The organism is Pseudomonas sp. TZ252, assembly GCF_056110345.1.
This window is the reverse complement of the sequence record NZ_CM148566.1, coordinates 62,982-83,807: the sequence shown is the minus strand read 5'-3', so window position 1 is coordinate 83,807 and position 20,826 is coordinate 62,982. Positions and strand designations below refer to the sequence as shown.

Sequence of the window (20,826 nt, the reverse complement as noted above, 5' to 3'; positions counted from 1 at the left end):
ATAGAGTGGGCTGACTGGACATCTTCAGGGGTCGTCGGGCACGGGCGCATGCGCCTCGGCAGGAAGCCGGGATTCTCGGACTGCCGTACAACGTGCCGGATATCGGGTGCCGAATCCATATTTGGCTGATTGGTTAATAGTTTAAGAAGAACGTAGCGCTATGGCCTTGGTTGACGGTTTTCTTGAGCTGGAACGCTCAAGTGGAAAATTGGAGTGGAGCGCCATCCTGCAGAAGATGGCGAGCGACCTTGGATTCTCGAAGATCCTGTTCGGCCTGTTGCCTAAGGACAGCCAGGACTACGAGAACGCCTTCATCGTCGGCAACTACCCGGCCGCCTGGCGCGAGCATTACGACCGGGCTGGCTACGCGCGGGTCGACCCGACGGTCAGTCACTGTACCCAGAGCGTACTGCCGATTTTCTGGGAACCGTCCATCTACCAGACGCGAAAGCAGCACGAGTTCTTCGAGGAAGCCTCGGCCGCCGGCCTGGTGTATGGGCTGACCATGCCGCTGCATGGTGCTCGCGGCGAACTCGGCGCGCTGAGCCTCAGCGTGGAAGCGGAAAACCGGGCCGAGGCCAACCGTTTCATGGAGTCGGTCCTGCCGACCCTGTGGATGCTCAAGGACTACGCACTGCAGAGCGGTGCCGGACTGGCCTTCGAACATCCGGTCAGCAAACCGGTGGTTCTGACCAGCCGGGAGAAGGAAGTGTTGCAGTGGTGCGCCATCGGCAAGACCAGTTGGGAGATATCGGTTATCTGCAACTGCTCGGAAGCCAATGTGAACTTCCATATGGGAAATATTCGGCGGAAGTTCGGTGTGACCTCCCGCCGCGTAGCGGCCATTATGGCCGTTAATTTGGGTCTTATTACTCTCTGATCTTGCCTCTCAGGTCGGCGAGCTGGCGATCGGTAATTTGCCCTTCTATATAGAAATGCAAAAGCAGATATATAGGGAAGGGCAGGTTCTCGCCATTCTCGAAACGACTGCCGCAGGATTGGCTTATCCCGAAGCGGCTCCAGAAAGTTTCCTGGCTTTCCCGTCGGGCGGTGCGGGTGGCCTTTGCCCGGAAGGCCATGTTTTGGGGCTGTGTTCTCTCGTGTGAAGCCATTGCTCTGATCTTTTCGGACGTTTCTTCGAGCCTAGCAAGGGTCCGGGTTCACCGAAATCTATCTCATTTGCTAGTTATAAAATTATGAAATTTGCATAAATTCTTCAGCTTCCTATTTGGAGGAAGTGAAGATGATCGTACAAATTGGTCGGCGCGAAGAGTTCGATAAAAAACTGCTGGGCGAGATGCACAAGTTGCGTGCTCAAGTGTTCAAGGAGCGCAAAGGCTGGGACGTTAGTGTCATCGACGAGATGGAAATCGATGGTTATGACGCACTCAGTCCTTATTACATGTTGATCCAGGAAGATACTCCTGAAGCCCAGGTTTTCGGTTGCTGGCGAATTCTCGATACCACTGGCCCCTACATGCTGAAGAACACCTTCCCGGAGCTTCTGCACGGCAAGGAAGCGCCTTGCTCGCCGCACATCTGGGAACTCAGCCGTTTCGCCATCAACTCTGGACAGAAAGGCTCGCTGGGCTTTTCCGACTGTACGCTGGAGGCGATGCGCGCGCTGGCCCGCTACAGCCTGCAGAACGACATCCAGACGCTGGTGACGGTAACCACCGTAGGCGTGGAGAAGATGATGATCCGTGCCGGCCTGGACGTATCGCGCTTCGGTCCGCACCTGAAGATCGGCATCGAGCGCGCGGTGGCCTTGCGCATCGAACTCAATGCCAAGACCCAGATCGCGCTTTACGGGGGAGTGCTGGTGGAACAGCGACTGGCGGTTTCATGACGGGGACCTGTCGGCTCGCGCCGGCGCGTTCTCTGTCGGAGAGGGAGCGCCTGGCGTCGATGCCGAATCCGCTGTAAAGCGAGTCCGACCCGCTCCGGACTCGCTATCAGGCATCCCCGGACCAGGGCGCCGGGCTGCCGAACAGGCGTCCCATGGCGCCACGCAAGCCCATTTCCCGCAGTACTTCGAGTTCACCGAGGGTTTCCACCTGTTCCGCGATCAACGGTAGATCGATGCTGTGGGTGGTGCGATAGACCGCTTCGATGAACAACCGCTTGTCGCCTTCCCGGTCGACGGCGTGCAGGTAGCAGCCGTCCAGCTTGAGGTAGGCCAGCCCCAGATGGGTAAGGTTGCCGATCAGGCTGAAGCGGCCGCCGAAATGCTGCAGGCCGAGACCGCAGCCCAGTTCGCGCAGGACCTGGCTGAGGCGCTCCAGTTCGGCCGCGGCTGGCAGGTGCCGCTCGTCCAGTTCCAGGGTCAGCTGGCGCGCCTCCTGCGGATGCGCCTTGAGCAGGGCCAGTAGCGGGGCGAACGCCTGCGCATTGCGGACGCTGGCGGCCGACAGGCTCAGCGCCAGCGGCCGTGGATGGCGCCGCAGGTGCTCCAGGCTCTGTTCGAGCATCGCCAGGTCCAGGCGCGCGGCCCAGCCGAAACGTTCTATCCAGGGCAGGAAGCGCCCGGCGGCGATGGCCGTGGCCTGCGGGTCGAGCAGGCGCGCGAGGACCTTGTGGTGGAGGACGCGCTGGGTGTCCAGGCAGTCCACCACCGGCTGGAAATAGAGCAGCAGGCGGCGCTCCGTCAGGGCCTGGTCGATCCAGTCGTGCCAGTCCTGGCTGTCGTTGAGCGCCGCGAGCGCGGTGCCGTCCTGGCTCGCCCAGGGCTGGGCGGGCTGGCTTTCGGCCTGGGCCAGGGCCTGGTCGGCACGGGCCAGGAGATCCGCGGGCGAGTCGCCTTCGGCGAACGCGCTGATACCGAGATAGGCGACCGGCGTGAGATCGCTGGCACCGGTGCGGGCAAGGTTCTCCAGGCCTTCGCAGAGTTCCTCGGCCAGGCGTTCGGCCTGCTCGCGGGAGCAACCGGGAGCCAGCACGGCGAACTCGCCGCCGCGGCTGCGGGCCAGCAGCCAGTCGGCGCGCCCTTGCTGGCCGCAGGAGTCGACCAGCAAGCGGGCGACCGCCTGGATCAGTTCATCCGTGCGTTGCCCGCCGAGACGCTGGTTCAGCCCGTTCAGGTCGTTCAGGCGCAGCAGCAGGAGCTGCCCGGCATGCTCGTGCTCGCCGGCACCCAGCTGTTCGTTGAGGCGGGCGTCGAACAGGCGCCGGTTGGGCAGGCCGGTGAGACTGTCCTGGTAGGCCTGGGCGCGTAGCTTGTCGCTACGCGCGGCCTCCTCGGCGAACAGCGTGCGAAGTTTCTCCACCATCTGGTTCATCGCCTGCACCACGCGGCGCAGCTCCGGCGTGCGCGGCAGCCTGGGCAGGCTGAGGAATTCCCGCCGGCTGATGGCATGGGCCTGGCGCACCATCTGGTCGAGCGGGCGCAGTTGGCGGCGCAGCAGCCAGCCGCCAAGCAGCAGGCTCACCGCGCCGCAGGCCAGCAACCAGTAGAGGCTGCCCAGGGCGCTGTCCCACAGGCGCGCCAGGGCGAATTGCGGATGGCTGACCACCTCGACCCGCGCCGCCTGTTCCCAGCCGCGCATGATCAGCGCGTCGCCACCCTGGGGCTGGAGATCCACCAGGCGTTCGAACCAGCCGGGCACCGTACGCTCGGCATGCGCCTGCACGCGCTCGACCAGCGGCTTGCCGCTCTTGATGTCGATCACCCGGATGCTGGCGAAGTAGCCGCTGTCGAAGATCGAGCTGACCATCAGTTGCACCATCGCCGGGTCGTCCACGTGTGGCGTCAGGGACAGGCCGAGGGCGGTGGCGGCGTCCTGGGCGTGGGAGCGCAACTGGCCGCGCAACTGCTCGCGGGAGTTCTCCACGCTGCTGACGAAGCTGCCGCTGAAGGCGACGACGAGGAACAGGCAGATGGCGAGGAACAATTGCTTGAGCAGTGACATTCAATCCTCCTTGGGTGCGTCGAGGTCGAGGCCTTCGGCGCGCATCTTGGTCAGCAGGTCCTGCCAGCGCGACAGCTTCTTGCTGTCGCCGGTCCGGCGTCCGCCGTCGGCGCCGGGCAGCCAGAGGCCCTCGGCATTGAAGGCGTACACCGGCAACAGGTCGTCACGTTGCGAAGCGGGGCGGATCTCGCCGATCAGGTTGTCCAGCACCAGTGGGTCGGCGCCCGGGCTGGCGTACCAGGTCAGCACCATGTGCGCCTGGTTCAGGCGCAGGGCCTTGACGTAGGTGATGCGCAGCTTGTCGCTGGCGACGCCGAGGCGACGCAGGGTCACGTACTTGGCGATGGCGTAGTCCTCGCAGTCGGCGGCGCCCTTGACCAGCGCCTCGACCGGAGTCGCCCAATAGTCTTCCTGTTGCCAGATCTCGATGTCGTCGGTGAAACGCAGCGACCGGTTGAAGAAGTCGTTGACCGCGCGCAGCTTGGCCGCTTCGTCGAGCGTGCCGCCCTGTTCGAGCAGGCGGCCCCAGTCGCCCAGGCGTGATTTCGCCGCGCCCAGCTCGCCGTAGCGCTGCTCGGCACGGCTCAGTATCGACTCCAGGTCCCACTGCGCCAGCGCCGCGCCGACTGCCAGCAGCAATGTCGCCGCCAGCGACAGCAGCCAGGGGGCGTAGGCCCTGGGGCAGGGCCGGCGTGCGCCGGGGGGTGGGGACATCGAGCGGGCTCCGGAAGGACTCAGCGAAGTCTACGAGAGCGCCGGGCGGCCTGCCAGCGCGGGGTGTCCGGCGAAACTGACAGGATTGTCATTCAGGGGTCAGGGTGGGGTCCCGCTGCGCTGCTTATAAAGAAGAACGAAGTCGGCCGCGCGAGGCCGGCCACTGGGAAAGGTGGACAGATGCAGGCGTTGCGCAGTGGTGGGGGACGGGTCCTGGTGGGCGTGCTGGCGGCGGGCCTGGTCGCCTTCGGCGGTTGGGCATGGCTCGGCGGCGACGCCGGGGCGAAGGCGGCGCCCGCGCCGGCCAGGGTCCCGGTGAACGTGGCGCGGGTGGAGCGGCGCGACGTCGAGCAACAGGTCAGCGGCATCGGCACGGTGACTTCGTTGCACAACGTGGTGATCCGCACCCAGATCGACGGCCAGTTGACCCGCCTGCTGGTGAGCGAAGGGCAGATGGTCGAGGCGGGCGAGTTGCTGGCGACCATCGATGACCGCGCCGTCGTCGCCGCGCTGGAGCAGGCGCAGGCCTCCAGGGCGAGCAACCAGGCCCAGCTGAAATCCGCCGAGCAGGACCTGCAACGCTACCGCAGCCTGTATGCCGAGCGTGCGGTGTCACGCCAACTGCTGGACCAGCAGCAGGCGACGGTCGACCAGTTGCGCGCGACCCTGAAGGCCAACGATGCCACCATCAACGCCGAGCGGGTGCGCCTGTCCTACACCCGGATCACCTCGCCGGTATCCGGCAAGGTCGGTATCCGCAACGTCGATGTCGGCAACCTGGTGCGGGTCGGCGACAGTCTCGGCCTGTTCAGCGTGACCCAGATCGCACCGATCTCCGTAGTCTTCTCCCTGCAACAGGAACAGTTGCCCCAGTTGCAGGCGCTGCTCGGCGGCGAGGCGGCGGTGCGCGCCTACAGCCGCGACGGCGGGAGCGCGCTGGGCGAGGGCCGGTTGCTGACCATCGACAACCAGATCGACAGTTCCACCGGTACCATCCGCGTGCGCGCCTCCTTCGATAACCGCCAGGCCCGGCTCTGGCCCGGGCAGTTCGTCGCGGTGAGCCTGCACACCGGGGTCCGGCGCGACCAGTTGGTGCTGTCGAGCAAGGCGGTGCGCCGCGGCCTGGAGGGTAATTTCGTCTACCGGGTCGCCGCCGACCGGGTCGAGGCGGTGCCGGTGCGGGTGCTCCAGGACATCGACGGCCTCAGTGTGGTGGAAGGCCTGGCCAGCGGTGACCAGGTGGTGGTGGACGGCCACTCGCGGCTGATGCCCGGCGCCCTGGTCGATATCCAGGAGCCGCGCCCGAGCCTGGCTCAGGCGGCGGAGCGGCAGCCGTGACGCCGCGCGCCGGGATTTCCGGCTGGTGCGTACGGCACCCGATCGCCACCGCGCTGCTGACCCTGGCCTCGCTGCTGCTGGGGCTGCTGGCGTTCCTCCGGCTCGGTGTGGCGCCGTTGCCGGAGGCGGACTTCCCGACCATCCAGATCAACGCCTTGCTGCCCGGCGGTAGCCCGGAAACCATGGCCTCGTCGGTGGCCACCCCCTTGGAAGTGCAGTTCAGCGCGATTCCCGGGATCACCGAGATGACTTCCAGCAGCGCCCTGGGCACCACCACCCTGACCCTGCAGTTCAGCCTCGACAAGAGCATCGACGTCGCCGCCCAGGAGGTCCAGGCGGCGATCAACGCCGCGGCGGGGCGGCTGCCGGTGGACATGCCGAACCTGCCGACCTGGCGCAAGGTCAACCCGGCGGACAGCCCGATCATGATCCTGCGGGTCAACTCGGAGATGATGCCGCTGATCGAACTCAGCGATTACGCCGAGACCATCCTCGCCCGCCAGCTCAGCCAGGTGAACGGCGTGGGGCAGATCTTCGTGGTCGGCCAGCAGCGCCCGGCGATCCGCATCCAGGCCCAGCCGGAAAAGCTCGCCGCCTACCAGCTGACCCTGGCCGACCTGCGCCAGTCGTTGCAGTCGGCCAGCGTCAACCTGGCCAAGGGCGCGCTCTACGGCGAGGGGCGGGTGTCGACCCTCGCGGCCAACGACCAGTTGTTCAACGCCAGCGACTATGACGACCTGGTGGTCGCCTACCGCCAGGGCGCGCCGGTGTTCCTCAAGGACGTGGCGCGGATCGTCTCGGCGCCCGAGGACGACTACGTGCAGGCCTGGCCGAACGGTGTGCCCGGGGTGGCACTGGTGATCCTCCGCCAGCCTGGGGCGAACATCGTCGATACCGCCGACGCGATCCAGGCCGCATTGCCGCGCCTGCGCGAGATGCTCCCGGCGACCATCGAGGTAGACGTGCTCAACGATCGCACCCGGACCATCCGCTCGTCGCTGCACGAGGTCGAACTGACCCTGCTGCTGACCATTGGCCTGGTGGTGCTGGTGATGGGCCTGTTCCTCCGCCAGCTGTCGGCGACCCTGATCGTCGCCACGGTGCTGGCGGTGTCCCTGAGCGCCAGCTTCGCGGCGATGTACGTGCTCGGCTTCACCCTCAACAACCTGACCCTGGTGGCGCTGATCATCGCCGTCGGCTTCATCGTCGACGACGCCATCGTGGTCGTGGAGAACATCCACCGACACCTGGAAGCGGGCGCCTCGAAGGTCGAGGCGGCGCTCAAGGGCGCGGCGGAGATCGGCTTTACCGTGATTTCCATCAGCTTCTCGCTGATCGCCGCGTTCATTCCCCTGCTGTTCATGGGCGGGATCGTCGGCCGGCTGTTCCGCGAATTCGCGGTCAGCGTGACGGTGGCGATCCTGATCTCGGTGCTCGCTTCGCTGACCCTGGCGCCGATGCTGGCTTCGCGCTTCATGCCGGCATTGCGGCATGCCGACGCGCCGAGAAAGGGCTTCGCCGAATGGCTGACCGGCGGATACGAGCGCGGCCTGCGCTGGGCGCTCGGGCACCAGCGGCTGATGCTGGTCGGCTTCGCCTTTACCGTGCTGGTGGCGGTGGCCGGCTACGTCGGGATTCCCAAGGGTTTCTTCCCCTTGCAGGACACCGCCTTCGTCTTCGGCACGAGCCAGGCTGCCGAGGATATCTCCTACGACGACATGGTCGCCAAGCACCGGCAACTGGCCGAGATCATCGCCAGCGACCCGGCGGTGCAGAGCTACAACCATGCGGTGGGCGTCACCGGCGGTAGCCAGAGCCTGGCCAACGGACGTTTCTGGATCGTCCTCAAGGACCGTGGCGAGCGCGATGTCTCGGTCGGCGAGTTCATCGACCGGCTGCGCCCGCAACTGGCGAAGGTGCCGGGAATCATGCTCTACCTGCGCGCGGCGCAGGACATCAACCTCAGTTCCGGACCCTCGCGGACCCAGTACCAGTACGCCCTGCGCAGCAGCGACAGCACCCAGCTGGCGCTCTGGGCGCAACGCCTCACCGAGCGCCTGAAGCAGGTGCCGGGGCTGATGGATGTGTCCAACGACCTGCAGGTCGGCGCCAGCGTCACCGCGCTGGACATCGACCGGGTGGCCGCGGCGCGTTTCGGCCTCAGCGCCGAGGATGTCAGCCAGACCCTCTACGACGCCTTCGGCCAGCGCCAGGTCGGCGAGTACCAGACCGAGGTCAACCAGTACAAGGTGGTCCTCGAACTCGATGCGCGCCAGCGCGGCCGCGCGGAAAGCCTGGACTGGTTCTACCTGCGCTCCCCGCTGAGCGGCGAGATGGTCCCGCTGTCGGCCATCGCCAAGGTCGCGGCGCCGCGCTCCGGGCCGCTGCAGATCAACCACAACGGCATGTTCCCGGCGGTCAACCTGTCCTTCAACCTGGCTGCCGGGGTGTCCCTCGGCGAGGCGGTGCAGGCGGTGCAGCGCGCCCAGGAGGAGATCGGCATGCCCTCGACCATTATCGGCGTGTTCCAGGGCGCGGCGCAGGCCTTCCAGAGCTCGCTGGCCTCGCAACCGCTGCTGATCCTCGCCGCGCTGATCGCGGTGTACATCATCCTCGGCGTGCTCTACGAGAGTTTCGTACATCCGCTGACGATCCTCTCGACCCTGCCCTCGGCGGGGATCGGCGCGGTGTTCCTGCTCTGGGCCTGGGGCCAGGACTTCTCGATCATGGCGCTGATCGGCATCGTGCTGCTGATCGGCATCGTCAAGAAGAACGGCATCCTCATGGTCGACTTCGCCATCGTCGCCCAGCGCGAGCAGGGCATGAGCGCGGAGCAGGCGATCTACCAGGCCTGCCTGACCCGTTTCCGGCCGATCATGATGACCACCCTGGCCGCGCTGCTGGGCGCGATACCCCTGATGATCGGCTTCGGCACCGGTTCCGAGCTGCGCCAGCCTCTGGGCATCGCGGTGGTCGGCGGGCTGCTGGTGAGCCAGGTGCTGACCCTGTTCAGCACGCCGGTGGTATACCTGGCCCTGGAGCGGCTGTTCCACCGGCGCGGGACGACGACCTCGGACGGCGGAACCGCTGGGGCGACGGCGACATGAGGCGTAACGGACGCGGCTTTCCTGGACGGCGGCGCGTGGCTAGGATGCAGGCAGGCATGCGTCCCGCCCGGGATGCGAAGGCGAACAGAGGATCGGGCGATAGATGCGGGTACTGATTGTCGAGGACGAGGCGAAGACGGCGGACTACCTGAACCGTGGCCTCAGCGAACAGGGGTTCACCGTGGACCTGGCGGACAACGGCATCGACGGTCGCCACCTGGCGCTCCATGGCGAGTACGACGTGATCGTGCTCGACGTGATGCTGCCGGGCGTCGACGGCTACGGCGTTCTGCGGGCGTTGCGCGAGCGGCGGCAGACCCCGGTGATCATGCTCACCGCGCGCGAGCGCGTGGAAGACCGGGTGCGCGGGCTGCGCGAGGGCGCCGACGACTACCTGATCAAGCCGTTCTCCTTCCTCGAACTGGTCGCCCGCCTGCAGGCCCTGACCCGGCGCGGCGGCAACCATGAAAGCCATTCGCAGATGCGCATCGCCGACCTGTCCATCGACCTGCTCAGCCGCAAGGTCTTCCGTGGCAACACCCGTCTGGAGCTGACTGCCAAGGAGTACGCGCTGCTCTGCGTGCTGGCCCAGCGCAGCGGCGAGATCCTGTCGAAGACGGCGATCGCCGAACTGGTCTGGGACATCAACTTCGATACCGACACCAATGTCGTGGAGGTGGCGATCAAGCGCCTGCGCGCCAAGCTCGACGGTCCGTTCGAGAACAAGCTGCTGCATACCATCCGGGGCATGGGCTACGTCCTGGAGAACCGTGCGCTGGCGGAGTCGGGCTGAGGTGGGCATGTCCTTGTCGACCCGCCTGGCGGGAATGTTCGCCGGCGCCGCGGTGGTGATCTTCGCCCTCATCGGCACCATGCTCTATTGCATCCTCGACCGCCAGACCGAGCGCCTGCAGCAGGGCGAGGTGGACGTGCGCTTCAACATGGTCTCGCGGATGCTCGACCATCCCGACCTGGCCGAGCGCTGGCCGCACCTGCAGGGCAAGCTGGACAACCTGAGCCAGGAGTACGAGCTGATCCGTTTCTGGATCGACAGCGACGACCCGCGCTATCACTACGGGCGCTTCAGCGAACCGGTGCAGCGGCTGATCGCCGATGGCGCCGGCCGCTACGAATTGGAGTTGCCGGAGCACCGGTACGCGCTGACTGCGCGGGTCGGCGTGTTGCCGGCGCGCGAGGGGCGGCCGCGGCTGACCTACGTCACCGCCATCGATAGCGCGGCGTTCCATGAGGCGCGGACCTCCACCCTGAAATGGCTGCTCGGCCTGTCCGCCCTCGGTGTGCTGCTGGCCTCGTTGCTTGGCCACTGGATCGCCCGCCTGGGCCTGTGGCCGGTGCATCGGCTGTCCGAGGAGGCCCGGCGGATCAGCCCGCGGCAGTTGTCGCAGCGCTTGCAGCTCTCGCCGCTGCCGGCCGAGCTGCGCGAGCTGGTGGGAGCGTTCAACGGCGCCCTGGACCGCCTGGAGCAGGCCTACGTGCGCCTGGAGTCGTTCAATGCCGACGTCGCCCACGAGCTGCGCACGCCATTGACCAACCTGATCGGCCAGACCCAGGTGGCGTTGTCCCGCGAACGCAGCGGCGAACATTACGAAGAGGTCCTGCAATCCAACCTGGAGGAGCTGGAGCGGCTGCGGGCGATCGTCAACGACATGCTGTTCCTCGCCCGCGCCGACCAGGGACGCCTGGCCTGCGAGCGCGAGGAAACCTCGCTGGCCGGCGAGATCGCCACCACGGTGGATTTCCTCGAGGTGATCTTCGACGAGGCCGGGGTCGGCATTGAGGTGCGTGGCGAGGCCCGCGCGCTGGTCGAGCGCGCCCTGTTCCAGCGGGCGGTGACCAACCTGCTGTACAACGCCGCCCAGCACACCGCCGCCGGCGGCACGCTGCGGGTCGGCGTCGAGCGGCGCGGCGACGAAGTGCGGGTGGCGGTGAGCAACCCCGGCGTGCCGATCGCCGACGAGCACCGCAGGCACCTGTTCGAACGCTTCTATCGGGTCGACGCGGCGCGCAGCAACAGCGAGGCCAACCACGGCCTCGGCCTGTCCATCGTCAAGGCGGTGGCGAGCATGCACGGCGGTTCGGTGTTCGTCGACAGCGCGGACGGCTGGAACACCTTCGGCTTCACCGTGCTGAGCCCTGAGCGGCGCGGGCCCGGCGACCGCTTGCCGCTGGGCGAGGGCGATCCGGCGCTGTCCTGAGCGGGCCTTCAGGCGTCGTGCGGCGGGCGGGTCTTCTGGCGGAGGATATAGATGCTGACCAGTACCGCGCTGGTCAGCATGAAGCCCTGGGCCCAGGGGCGTCGGACCAGGTAGCAGGAAAGGGCGATGCTGGCCCACATCAGGCCGATGGCGTAGACCTTGCCCTTGAGCGGGATGCCTTCGCCGTCGAGATAGTCGCGGATCCACGGGCCGAGCCGTGGATGGCCAACCAGCCAGTGGTAGAAGCGCGGCGAGCTGCGCATGAAGCAGGCCGCCGCGAGGAGCAGGAAAGGCGTGGTCGGCAGCACCGGCAGGAAGATGCCGATCACGCCCAGGGCTACGCTTAGGAAACCCACGGCCTGGAGGCTATAGCGCACCCAGGCGCGAGCGCTCGGGCGAATTTCCCGCTGCGCCACCGCGGCGCTCCTTAGTGCGTGCGCGGCTTGAGCAGGGCGGGCTTTTCTTCCGGCGCCTGGCAGAGCAGGAACAGGTTGGTCAGCAGGTCGGGAATCTGCGCGACCATGTCGTCCACCAGGTGGCGGTCGCGGGCGATCTCGTCGAACTCGGGCTGCTCGTCGAACAGGCCGGAGCCGACCATGATAGGCAGCAGCAGCTCGCTGACTTCCTCCTCGGCCTGCTCGAACCAGACTTCCTCGCGAAGGAACACGCCTTCCATGAAGCCGATGCACCAGCCGCGCAGGTCGGAGTCGTCCGGCTCGTCGCCGAGGTCGAGGTCGCAGGGCAGCTCGAGGTCTTCGTCGCTGGCCAGCACGCGGGTGATGTGCGCCTTGAGCTGCTCGAGGGAAGTCTCGATCTCCTGGCGCTCCTCATCGCTGCGGTAGTGCGGCGGTTCGGCGAACAGGGCGTCGATCCACTCCCGCTCCGGCACCTGCTCCGGGCAGATGGAGAGGGCGGTCAGGTAGCCGTGGGTCGCCACGTAGTCCAGCGCTTCTTCGTGCAGGTCATCGGCATCGAGGAAGGCTTGCAGACGGGACAGTTTTTCGGCGAAGGACATCAGGGTACTACCTCGGGAGGGATGCGGCTCTGGATTGTAGTCCAGACGGGACCTGCGGGCAAAGCGAGCGTGCCTGCTGCGGCGCCCTGGCGAGCGTTTCACGGACGCTCTCGGCGAAGTTGGCCCGGACCTTGCTCCATCCCTTGCGCAAGCCACGATGCAATCCCTTCGCAAATGGAGAATTCCCATGGCCGTCGCCCCTGGTGTGTTGTTGCCGCCGACGCCTGATGTAAAGCCCAAGGCCGCTGCGCCGAAGAGCCAGCAGAAAACGCCTGAGCCCAGTAACGACAAGACTTCCAGCTTCTCCGACATGTATGCCAAGGAGACCGCGAAGAAGCCCGCCGAGCGCGCCGACGGTCCCGCGAAGGGTTCGCGGGACAAGCCACGGGACGCCGGCAAGGACGCCGTCGAAGCGCAGCCGACGGATGCCGCCAGGCAGCCGGCCGTTGCCGAAGACGGCAAGCCTTTGCCGGCCGACGGCCAGGCCAAGGCCGACGGCGAAGATAAAGTCGAAACGCCGGTCGATCCGCTGCAACTGCTCGGCCTCGGCGGCGCCGTGCCGATGCTCGACGAGAATACCCAGGCGACTTTGCTGCCGCCGGCCGTGCCGACGGCCAGCAGTGCTCCTGCCAGCCTGACCGAAGCCAGCAGCGACCCGACCCTGGTCAAGCTCAACGGCGTTCCGGCAGTGAACATGGCCCTGGAGCAAGGCGCCCAGGACGCCGCGCAGACGGCGAAAGGCGGGCCGGCGAAGAGCGCCGATCCCCGCCAGGCGAACCTCGGCGATACCCTTGCCGGCCTGACCTCGGATTCCTTGACCAAGGCCGTCGACGGCAAGGCGCTCGAGGCCCAGTTGCAGCAGACCGCCGAGCCGGCCGTCGCCAGCGCCGCCTCCGAGAGCCTGCTGGAGAGCAAGGCGGAACCCCGCGGTGAACCTTTCGCGGCCAAGCTCAACGGGCTGACTCAGGCCATGGCGCAACAGGCCCTGACCAACCGTCCGGTGAACGGCACGGTGCCCGGCCAGCCGGTGGCGATGCAGCAGAACGGCTGGAGCGAGGCGGTGGTGGACCGGGTGATGTGGATGTCCAGCCAGAACCTGAAGTCGGCGGAGATCCAGCTCGACCCCGCCGAGCTGGGACGCCTGGACGTGCGCATCCACATGACCGCCGACCAGACCCAGGTGACCTTCGCCAGTCCCAACGCCGGCGTTCGCGACGCCCTGGAAAGCCAGATGCACCGGCTGCGCGACATGTTCAGCCAGCAGGGCATGAACCAGCTCGACGTGAACGTCTCCGATCAGTCGCTGGCGCGGGGCTGGCAGGGCCAGCAGCAGGGCGAGGGCGGATCGGCGCGCGGACGCGGCTTGGCCGGCGAGGCCTCGGGCGATGAGGAAACCCTCGCCGGAGTCAGCGAGATCCGCAGCCGGCCGGGTGCGTCGGCGGCGCGCGGTCTGGTCGACTACTACGCCTGAGGCGAACGACTGCATTTCCCCTTTGGGCCTCCTGCGGGAGGCCTTTCTTTTTCCGGAGCGGGCAATTTCGCAAAAGACGGGGATGATTTCCTGTGGCCAGGCTGTAATATCCGCGCCGTCTATCATCTCGGACAGCCCTCCGGGGCTGGTCCCAGGAGGCGGGGCGGCGTTGCAGAAATGGCACAACCCTTGCTCTGCCCCTGTGAAACCCTTCATTTGACGCTATAGCGACGGATTTTTGGCATGGCTAAGAAAGAGGCGACACCCGCCGACGCGGGGGCTCCGAGCGGCGGCAAGAGCAAGCTGAAGCTGATCCTGCTGATCGTGGTCGGCCTGCTGCTGGCGATCGGCCTGTCGGTGGGCGGCACCTGGTTCTTCCTCAGCAAGTCGCTGAAGGCCGAGAAGACCGAGGAAGTCGCCAGCGAGGCGGCGAAGCCGGGCAAGCAGCCGGCGCTCTACGAGATCCTGGCGCCGGCCTTCGTCGTCAACTTCAACCAGAACGGCCGGCAGCGCTACATGCAGGTCGGCGTCGCGTTGATGGGGCGCGACAAGGCGCAGATGGACGCATTGCGCGAGCACATGCCGCTGGTTCGCAATAAACTGGTGATGCTGTTCTCGAGTCAGAGTTTCGACTCGCTGGTGACTCCGGTGGGCAAGGAAATGCTCCGCCAGCAGGCGACCGCCGGATTGCAGGAACTGGCCAAGAAGGAAACCGGCCAACTGGCTATCGAACAAGTGTTGTTCACCAATTTCGTGCTGCAGTAGGTATCCCATGGCCGTGCAAGATCTGCTTTCCCAGGATGAAATCGACGCGCTGTTGCACGGCGTCGACGATGGCCTGGTGGAAACCGAAGTCGAGGCGACGCCGGGATCGGTCAAGTCCTATGACCTGACCAGCCAGGACCGCATCGTCCGGGGCCGCATGCCGACCCTGGAGATGATCAACGAGCGTTTCGCCCGCTACACCCGCATCAGCATGTTCAACCTGCTGCGCCGTTCGGCCGACGTCGCGGTCGGCGGCGTGCAGGTGATGAAGTTCGGCGAGTACGTGCACTCGCTGTACGTTCCCACCAGCCTCAACCTGGTGAAGATGAAGCCGCTGCGCGGCACCGCGCTGTTCATCCTCGACGCCAAGCTGGTGTTCAAGCTGGTGGACAACTTCTTCGGCGGCGACGGCCGCCACGCCAAGATCGAGGGCCGCGAGTTCACCCCGACCGAACTGCGGGTGGTGCGGATGGTGCTGGAGCAGGCCTTCGTCGATCTGAAGGAAGCCTGGCAGGCGGTGCTGGAGATGAACTTCGAGTACGTCAACTCGGAGGTCAACCCGGCCATGGCCAACATCGTCAGTCCCAGCGAGGTGGTGGTGGTCTCCACCTTCCACATCGAACTGGACGGCGGTGGCGGCGACCTGCACATCACCATGCCCTATTCGATGATCGAGCCGATCCGCGAGATGCTCGACGCCGGTTTCCAGTCCGACCACGACGACCAGGACGAGCGCTGGATCAAGGCCCTGCGCGAGGACGTGCTGGACGTCCAGGTACCGCTCGGCGCCACCGTGGTCCGCCGCCAGCTCAAGCTGCGCGACATCCTGCACATGCAGCCGGGCGACGTGATCCCGGTGGAGATGCCGGAACACATGGTGATGCGCGCCAACGGCGTGCCCGCCTTCAAGGTCAAGCTGGGCGCCCACAAGGGCAACCTGGCGCTACAGATTCTCGAAGCGGTCGAGCGCTCGCGCTGACCGCTTCCCCCGGAGGAAAGACGAACCATGGCAGACGAAGAAAAAGTGACCACCGAGGAACAGGCACTGGCCGACGAGTGGGCGGCGGCGCTGGCCGAGGCGGGCGACGCCAGCCAGGACGACATCGATGCGCTGATGGCCCAGGGCGGCGCGACTCCCGTGGCGGAGCCGAGTACCCCGCGGGCGCCGATGGAAGAGTTCGGCGCTTCGCCGAAGGCACCGACCATTTCCGGCCTGGAGGGGCCCAACCTGGATGTGATCCTGGACATCCCGGTGACCATTTCCATGGAGGTCGGGCATACCGACATCAGCATCCGCAACCTGCTGCAGCTCAACCAGGGGTCGGTGATCGAACTCGATCGCCTGGCCGGCGAGCCGCTGGACGTACTGGTCAACGGCACCCTGATCGCCCACGGCGAGGTGGTGGTAGTGAACGAGAAGTTCGGCATCCGCCTGACCGACGTGATCAGTCCCAGCGAACGCATCAAGAAGCTGCGCTGACATGCGTCGCTACCTGTTCGCCGGCTTCCTGCCGGCACTCGCCTCGCTGAGCGCGCCGCTGTGCGCCGCCGAGGGGACGACGGGTGCCGCCGCGCCGACGGTGGGCGCCGCTTCCGGCGCCGCCGCGCAACTGGCCCAACTGGTGCTCGGCCTGGGCCTGGTGATCGGCCTGATCTTCCTGCTCGCCTGGCTGGTGCGCCGGGTGCAACAGGCCGGTCCGCGCGGCAACCGCTTGATCCGCACCCTTGCCAGCCAGCCGCTGGGTCCGCGCGACCGGCTGGTGCTGGTGCAGGTCGGTGAGGAGCAGATCCTGCTCGGCCTGACGCCCGGCCGGATCACGCCGTTGCACGTGCTCAAGGAGCCGGTACACCTGCCGGACGGCGAGCCGGCCACGCCGGAATTCGCCCAGCGCCTGCTGGAGCTGCTGAACAAGGACCCCAAGGGCAAGCCATGACTCCGCGCATCTCCCTGGCCGGCGCGCTCGCCGCGCTCTGCCTTCTGCTGCTGGCGCCGTGGCCGGCGCTGGCCGCCGACCCGACATCGATCTCGGCGATCACCGTGACCACCAACGGCCAGGGCCAGCAGGAGTATTCGGTCAGCCTGCAGATCCTGCTGATCATGACCGCGCTGAGCTTCATCCCGGCGTTCGTCATGCTGATGACCAGCTTCACCCGGATCATCATCGTCTTCTCCATCCTGCGCCAGGCGCTGGGCCTGCAATCGACGCCGTCGAACCAGGTGCTGGTGGGGCTGGCGCTGTTCCTGACCATGTTCGTCATGGCCCCGGTGTTCGACAAGATCAACAGCCAGGCCCTGCAGCCCTACCTGAACGAGCAGATTCCCGCCCAGGAAGCCCTGCAAAAGGCCGAGGTACCGCTGAAGGCGTTCATGCTGGCGCAGACTCGTACCTCCGACCTGGAGCTGTTCGTCCGCCTGTCCAAGCGCACCGACATCGGCAGCCCGGAGGCGACGCCGCTGACCATCCTGGTCCCGGCCTTCGTCACGTCCGAGCTGAAGACCGCGTTCCAGATCGGCTTCATGATCTTCATCCCGTTCCTGATCATCGACCTGGTGGTGTCCAGCGTGCTGATGGCGATGGGCATGATGATGCTGTCGCCGCTGATCATTTCCCTGCCGTTCAAGATCATGCTGTTCGTCCTGGTGGATGGCTGGGCGCTGATCATCGGGACGCTGGCGGGCAGTTTCGGCACCGTCTAGCGGTGCCGCCGGCTTGACGCGCCGCTGGCGCGCTGGAGAGAGACATGACCCCTGAGGTGGCACTCGACCTGTTCCGCGAGGCGTTGTGGCTGACGGCGATGATCGTCGGCGTGCTGGTGGTTCCGAGCCTGCTGGTCGGTCTCGTGGTGGCGATGTTCCAGGCCGCCACCCAGATCAACGAACAGACCCTGAGCTTCCTGCCGCGCCTGATGGTGATCCTGCTCACCCTGATCGTGCTGGGCCCCTGGCTGCTGCGGCAGCTGATGGAGTACACCCAGACGCTGATCGGCAACATCCCGCTGCTGATCGGCTGATGCTGGAGCTGACCAACGCGCAGATCGGCGGCTGGATCGCCAGCTTCGTGCTGCCGCTGTTCCGGGTCGCGGCGCTGCTGATGACCATGCCGGTGATCGGCACCCAGCTGGTGCCGGTGCGGGTGCGCCTCTACCTGGCGCTGGGCGTCTGCGTGGTGCTGGTGCCGAACCTGCCGCCGATGCCGCAGGTGGACGCGCTGAGCATGAAGGCCATGCTGCTGATCGGCGAGCAGATCCTGGTCGGCGCCTTGCTCGGCTTTTCCCTGCAGTTGCTGTTCCACGCCTTCGTGATCGCCGGGCAGATCATCTCGATGCAGATGGGCCTGGGCTTCGCTTCCATGGTTGACCCGGCCAACGGCGTCTCGGTGCCGGTGCTCGGCCAGTTCTTCACCATGCTGGTGACGCTGCTGTTCCTGGCGATGAACGGGCACCTGGTAGTGTTCGAGGTAATCGCCGAGAGCTTCGTCACCCTGCCGGTGGGCGAGGGCCTGAGCGGCAACCATTTCTGGATCATCGCCGGCAAGCTCGGCTGGGTGATGGGCGCGGCACTGCTGCTGGCGCTGCCGGCGATCACCGCGCTGCTGGTGGTGAACCTCGCCTTCGGCGCCATGACCCGCGCGGCGCCGCAACTGAACATCTTCTCCATCGGCTTTCCGTTGACCCTGGTGCTGGGCCTGGTGATCCTCTGGATCGGCACCGCCGACCTGCTCAGCCAGTACCAGGTGCTGGCCGGCGAGGCCCTGCAATTCCTCCGTGAACTGGTGCGGGCGAAATAGCCATGGCCGAGAGCGAGAGCGGGCAGGACAAGACAGAGGAACCCACGGAGAAACGCCGCCGCGAGGCGCGCGAGAAAGGGCAGTTGCCGCGTTCGCGGGAGCTGAACACCCTGGCCATCCTCATGGCCGGCGCCGGCGGCCTGCTGATCTACGGCGCCGACCTGGCGGGCGCCCTGTTGCGCCTGATGCGCAGCAATTTCGAGCTGTCCCGGGAAACCGCGATGAATACCGAGAGCATGCTGCAATTGCTCGGCGCTTCGGCCTACCTGGCTGCCCAGGGGCTCTGGCCGATCCTGCTGATGCTGCTGGTGGCGGCGATCGTCGGGCCGATCGCCCTCGGCGGCTGGCTGTTCTCGATGGACGCCCTGCAACCCAAGTTCAGCCGGCTCAACCCGCTGTCGGGGCTGAAGCGGATGTTTTCCGCCAAGTCGCTGCTCGAACTGAGCAAGGCGCTGATCAAGTTCCTGGTGGTGCTGGCGGTGGCCCTGCTGGTGCTCTCCGCCGACCGCGACGCCCTCCTGGCGCTGGCGCACCAGCCGCTCGAGCAGGCGATCCTGCACAGCGTGCGGGTGGTCGGCTGGAGCGCCTTCTGGATGGCCTGCAGCCTGCTGCTGATCGCCGCGGTGGACGTGCCCTACCAGATCTGGGACAACCGCCAGAAGCTGCTGATGACCAAGCAGGAAGTCCGCGACGAATACAAGGACTCCGAGGGCAAGCCCGAGGTCAAGTCGAAGATCCGCCAGATGCAGCGCGAGATGGCGCAGAGACGGATGATGGCGGCGGTGCCGGAGGCCGACGTGGTGATCACCAACCCGACCCACTTCGCCGTAGCCCTGAAGTACGACCCGGCGGGCGGCGGGGCGCCGCTGCTGCTGGCCAAGGGCAACGATTTCCTGGCCCTGAAGATCCGCGAGGTGGCCCAGGAGCACAAGGTGATGGTCATGGAGTCGCCGGCGCTGGCGCGAGCGGTGTACTACTCCACCGAGCTGGATCAGGAGATTCCCGCCGGGCTCTATCTCGCCGTGGCCCAGGTGCTGGCCTATGTCTACCAGCTCAAGCAGTACCAGGCCGGCAAGGGCAAGCGGCCGAGCCCGTTGAAGGACCTGCCGATCCCGCCGGACCTGCGTCGCGACGAGTGACCTGGCTGGAGCTACGCGCCGCGCTGTGGCAGCCTTGGCCGATACCCGCTCGGGATGAGAGCTTTGCCGTTCATGGATCGAACCTTGTCTGATCGTATTTTCCCGCCTGTCCTCCTGTTGCTCGCCCTGGCCTGGCTGCTGCCCTGGATGCCTGCGCACGCCGAAGCGCCGGCGGAATGGGTCGCCTTGCCCCTGTCGGAGCGGGTGGTGGATGCCACCCACACGCTGGACGAGGCGACGCGCCAACGCCTGGTGGAGAAGCTCGAGGCGCTGGAGCGGCGACGCGGTGCGCAGATCGCGGTGGTGATGCTGCCGACTACCGGTACCCTCGATATCGAAGCCTTCTCCGACAAGTTGTTCCAGGCCTGGAAGCTCGGCCGCAAGGCGGTCGACGACGGTCTGCTGCTGGTGGTGGCCAAGGATGACCGGCGCATGCGCATCGAGGTCGGCTACGGCCTGGAGGGTGCGGTGCCCGATGTGGTCGCCGGACGGATCATTCGCGAGCGGATGGCCCCGGCATTTCGCGAGGGCGACTACGCCGGCGGGATCGAGGCCGCGGTGGACGAGCTGATCCGCCTGGTCGACGGCGAAACGCTGCCGGCGGCCGCGTCGTCGGGTGCGCCGAAAGTCTCGCTGGGGCAATTGCCGGCGGAAGCCTGGGCGCTGCTGGTCGCCTTCATCTACGGATCGTTGGCCGGAGTGCTGTTGAGTGCCCGGGCGCTGCGCTGGCCCTGGCTGCTCGGCGGGGCGCTGCTCTGCTGGCTGCTGGGCACGCTGGCCGGCGCTTCCGGCGAATGGATGAGCGTGCTGCTGGTCGCTCCGCTGTGCATGCTGGTCGGCGGCGCGACCTTCGGCGCGCTGTGGACGGTGCGCCCGGCCTTCTACCTGGTGATCGGCGTACTGGTCTATGTAGCCCTGCTCGGGCTGGCGGCGCATTGGTTCAGCGCGGTGTCCTTCATCTATGGCCTGCTGTGGCCGGCCGGGGTGCTGATGCTGGCGGTTCTCTGCTGGTCGAACTACCGCCTGATGCGCTCGCTATGGCGTGAGCGGCGGAAAAGTTTCCACCGCCGACTGTGGGCGTTGCTGGCGGCCTACCTGCTGCTCGGATTGCTGTCCGGTGGCCTGGACGCACCGCTGGTCTGGCTGGCCCTGCTACCGTTCCAGCTCATGCTCGGGCTGCTGGTGTTCGGCCAGGTACGCCTGAGTGGGGGTGGTGGAGGCTCGTCGGGAAGCTCCGGCGGCGGTTCCTCCTCCTCTTCCTCCTCTTCCTCCTCGTCGTCCGGCGGCTTTTCCGGGGGCGGTGGTTCCAGCGGCGGAGGCGGTGCGTCGGGCAGTTGGTAATGGGTTCCCGTTCATTTCATTCGG

21 protein-coding genes are annotated in these 20,826 nt (G+C 66.7%); 16 read left to right on the top strand and 5 right to left on the bottom strand.

Annotated features, from left to right (window positions below; all coding sequences use genetic code 11):
• The first annotated feature begins 160 nt into the window (after positions 1-160).
• Positions 161-880 carry a transcriptional regulator LasR gene (lasR, locus tag ACYAF3_RS00415; RefSeq protein WP_003082999.1) on the top strand — a complete coding sequence of 240 codons (720 nt, stop codon included), beginning with the start codon at positions 161-163 and terminating at the stop codon, positions 878-880.
• Here lasR and rsaL read toward each other — a convergent pair.
• Positions 870-1,112, bottom strand: a complete 243-nt coding sequence (gene rsaL, locus ACYAF3_RS00410; RefSeq protein ID WP_003083010.1) for a quorum-sensing transcriptional regulator RsaL — start codon at positions 1,110-1,112, stop codon at positions 870-872. The two genes, lasR and rsaL, sit on opposite strands and share 11 nt — an antisense overlap.
• Positions 1,113-1,243: 131 nt before the next feature.
• Here rsaL and lasI point away from each other — a divergent pair, with 131 nt between their 5' ends.
• Positions 1,244-1,849, top strand: a complete 606-nt coding sequence (gene lasI / locus ACYAF3_RS00405) for an acyl-homoserine-lactone synthase LasI (RefSeq protein WP_003083017.1) — start codon at positions 1,244-1,246, stop codon at positions 1,847-1,849.
• Positions 1,850-1,955: 106 nt separating this feature from the next.
• On the opposite strand, the gene lapD is transcribed toward lasI, so the two are convergent.
• Together lapD and lapG are read right to left on the bottom strand one after the other, a co-directional pair.
• On the bottom strand, positions 1,956-3,908 hold the full coding sequence (lapD, locus tag ACYAF3_RS00400; protein WP_003083019.1) for a cyclic di-GMP receptor LapD: 1,953 nt from the start codon (positions 3,906-3,908) through the stop codon (positions 1,956-1,958).
• The gene (gene lapG / locus ACYAF3_RS00395; RefSeq protein ID WP_023112872.1) at positions 3,909-4,622 is read right to left on the bottom strand and encodes a cysteine protease LapG; all 714 of its coding nucleotides are present in this window, start codon (positions 4,620-4,622) and stop codon (positions 3,909-3,911) included.
• A 180-nt stretch (positions 4,623-4,802) separates the two neighbouring features.
• Between lapG and mexM the strand changes: the two genes are divergently transcribed.
• From mexM to ACYAF3_RS00375, 4 genes are all read left to right on the top strand, one after another.
• Entirely contained in the window at positions 4,803-5,960 is a 1,158-nt protein-coding gene (gene mexM / locus ACYAF3_RS00390; RefSeq protein WP_003083025.1) for a multidrug efflux RND transporter periplasmic adaptor subunit MexM, read from the top strand.
• Entirely contained in the window at positions 5,957-9,067 is a 3,111-nt protein-coding gene (gene mexN / locus ACYAF3_RS00385) for a multidrug efflux RND transporter permease subunit MexN (RefSeq protein ID WP_003083027.1), read from the top strand. The genes mexM and mexN overlap by 4 nt, the downstream gene beginning before the upstream one ends.
• A gap of 103 nt (positions 9,068-9,170) precedes the next feature.
• The gene (locus ACYAF3_RS00380) at positions 9,171-9,860 is read left to right on the top strand and encodes a heavy metal response regulator transcription factor (RefSeq protein WP_003083028.1); all 690 of its coding nucleotides are present in this window, start codon (positions 9,171-9,173) and stop codon (positions 9,858-9,860) included.
• Positions 9,838-11,283 carry a sensor histidine kinase gene (locus tag ACYAF3_RS00375; RefSeq protein ID WP_003083034.1) on the top strand — a complete coding sequence of 482 codons (1,446 nt, stop codon included), beginning with the start codon at positions 9,838-9,840 and terminating at the stop codon, positions 11,281-11,283. Before ACYAF3_RS00380 ends, ACYAF3_RS00375 begins: the two co-directional genes overlap by 23 nt.
• 8 nt (positions 11,284-11,291) lie before the next feature.
• Here ACYAF3_RS00375 and ACYAF3_RS00370 read toward each other — a convergent pair whose 3' ends face one another.
• On the bottom strand, positions 11,292-11,699 hold the full coding sequence (locus ACYAF3_RS00370) for a YbaN family protein (protein WP_003087079.1): 408 nt from the start codon (positions 11,697-11,699) through the stop codon (positions 11,292-11,294).
• Positions 11,700-11,710: 11 nt separating this feature from the next.
• Positions 11,711-12,298, bottom strand: a complete 588-nt coding sequence (locus tag ACYAF3_RS00365; RefSeq protein WP_003083037.1) for a UPF0149 family protein — start codon at positions 12,296-12,298, stop codon at positions 11,711-11,713.
• A gap of 187 nt (positions 12,299-12,485) precedes the next feature.
• Here ACYAF3_RS00365 and ACYAF3_RS00360 point away from each other — a divergent pair, with 187 nt between their 5' ends.
• The 10 genes from ACYAF3_RS00360 to ACYAF3_RS00315 all read left to right on the top strand — a co-directional run bounded on the left by ACYAF3_RS00360 (position 12,486) and on the right by ACYAF3_RS00315 (position 20,802).
• Positions 12,486-13,769: a flagellar hook-length control protein FliK gene (locus ACYAF3_RS00360; RefSeq protein WP_016253632.1), complete on the top strand. Its 1,284-nt coding sequence runs from the start codon at positions 12,486-12,488 to the stop codon at positions 13,767-13,769.
• A 243-nt stretch (positions 13,770-14,012) separates the two neighbouring features.
• Positions 14,013-14,534, top strand: coding sequence for a flagellar basal body-associated protein FliL (gene fliL, locus ACYAF3_RS00355; RefSeq protein ID WP_003083042.1), 522 nt, complete (start codon positions 14,013-14,015; stop codon positions 14,532-14,534).
• A 7-nt stretch (positions 14,535-14,541) separates the two neighbouring features.
• On the top strand, positions 14,542-15,513 hold the full coding sequence (gene fliM / locus ACYAF3_RS00350; protein ID WP_003083045.1) for a flagellar motor switch protein FliM: 972 nt from the start codon (positions 14,542-14,544) through the stop codon (positions 15,511-15,513).
• Between the two features lie 27 nt (positions 15,514-15,540).
• On the top strand, positions 15,541-16,014 hold the full coding sequence (fliN, locus tag ACYAF3_RS00345) for a flagellar motor switch protein FliN (RefSeq protein ID WP_003083049.1): 474 nt from the start codon (positions 15,541-15,543) through the stop codon (positions 16,012-16,014).
• Position 16,015: 1 nt separating this feature from the next.
• Entirely contained in the window at positions 16,016-16,468 is a 453-nt protein-coding gene (gene fliO / locus ACYAF3_RS00340) for a flagellar biosynthetic protein FliO (RefSeq protein ID WP_003083051.1), read from the top strand.
• On the top strand, positions 16,465-17,232 hold the full coding sequence (gene fliP, locus ACYAF3_RS00335) for a flagellar type III secretion system pore protein FliP (protein ID WP_003083052.1): 768 nt from the start codon (positions 16,465-16,467) through the stop codon (positions 17,230-17,232). The genes fliO and fliP overlap by 4 nt, the downstream gene beginning before the upstream one ends.
• 44 nt (positions 17,233-17,276) lie before the next feature.
• Positions 17,277-17,546 (top strand): flagellar biosynthesis protein FliQ, encoded by a 270-nt coding sequence (fliQ, locus tag ACYAF3_RS00330; RefSeq protein ID WP_003083053.1) that lies wholly within the window; start codon positions 17,277-17,279, stop codon positions 17,544-17,546.
• Positions 17,546-18,322: a flagellar biosynthetic protein FliR gene (gene fliR / locus ACYAF3_RS00325; RefSeq protein WP_003083054.1), complete on the top strand. Its 777-nt coding sequence runs from the start codon at positions 17,546-17,548 to the stop codon at positions 18,320-18,322. The genes fliQ and fliR overlap by 1 nt, the downstream gene beginning before the upstream one ends.
• Before the next feature lie 2 nt (positions 18,323-18,324).
• Positions 18,325-19,461 (top strand): flagellar biosynthesis protein FlhB, encoded by a 1,137-nt coding sequence (gene flhB, locus ACYAF3_RS00320; RefSeq protein ID WP_003083056.1) that lies wholly within the window; start codon positions 18,325-18,327, stop codon positions 19,459-19,461.
• A gap of 72 nt (positions 19,462-19,533) precedes the next feature.
• Positions 19,534-20,802, top strand: coding sequence for a TPM domain-containing protein (locus ACYAF3_RS00315; protein WP_003118682.1), 1,269 nt, complete (start codon positions 19,534-19,536; stop codon positions 20,800-20,802).
• Positions 20,803-20,826 lie beyond the last annotated feature (24 nt).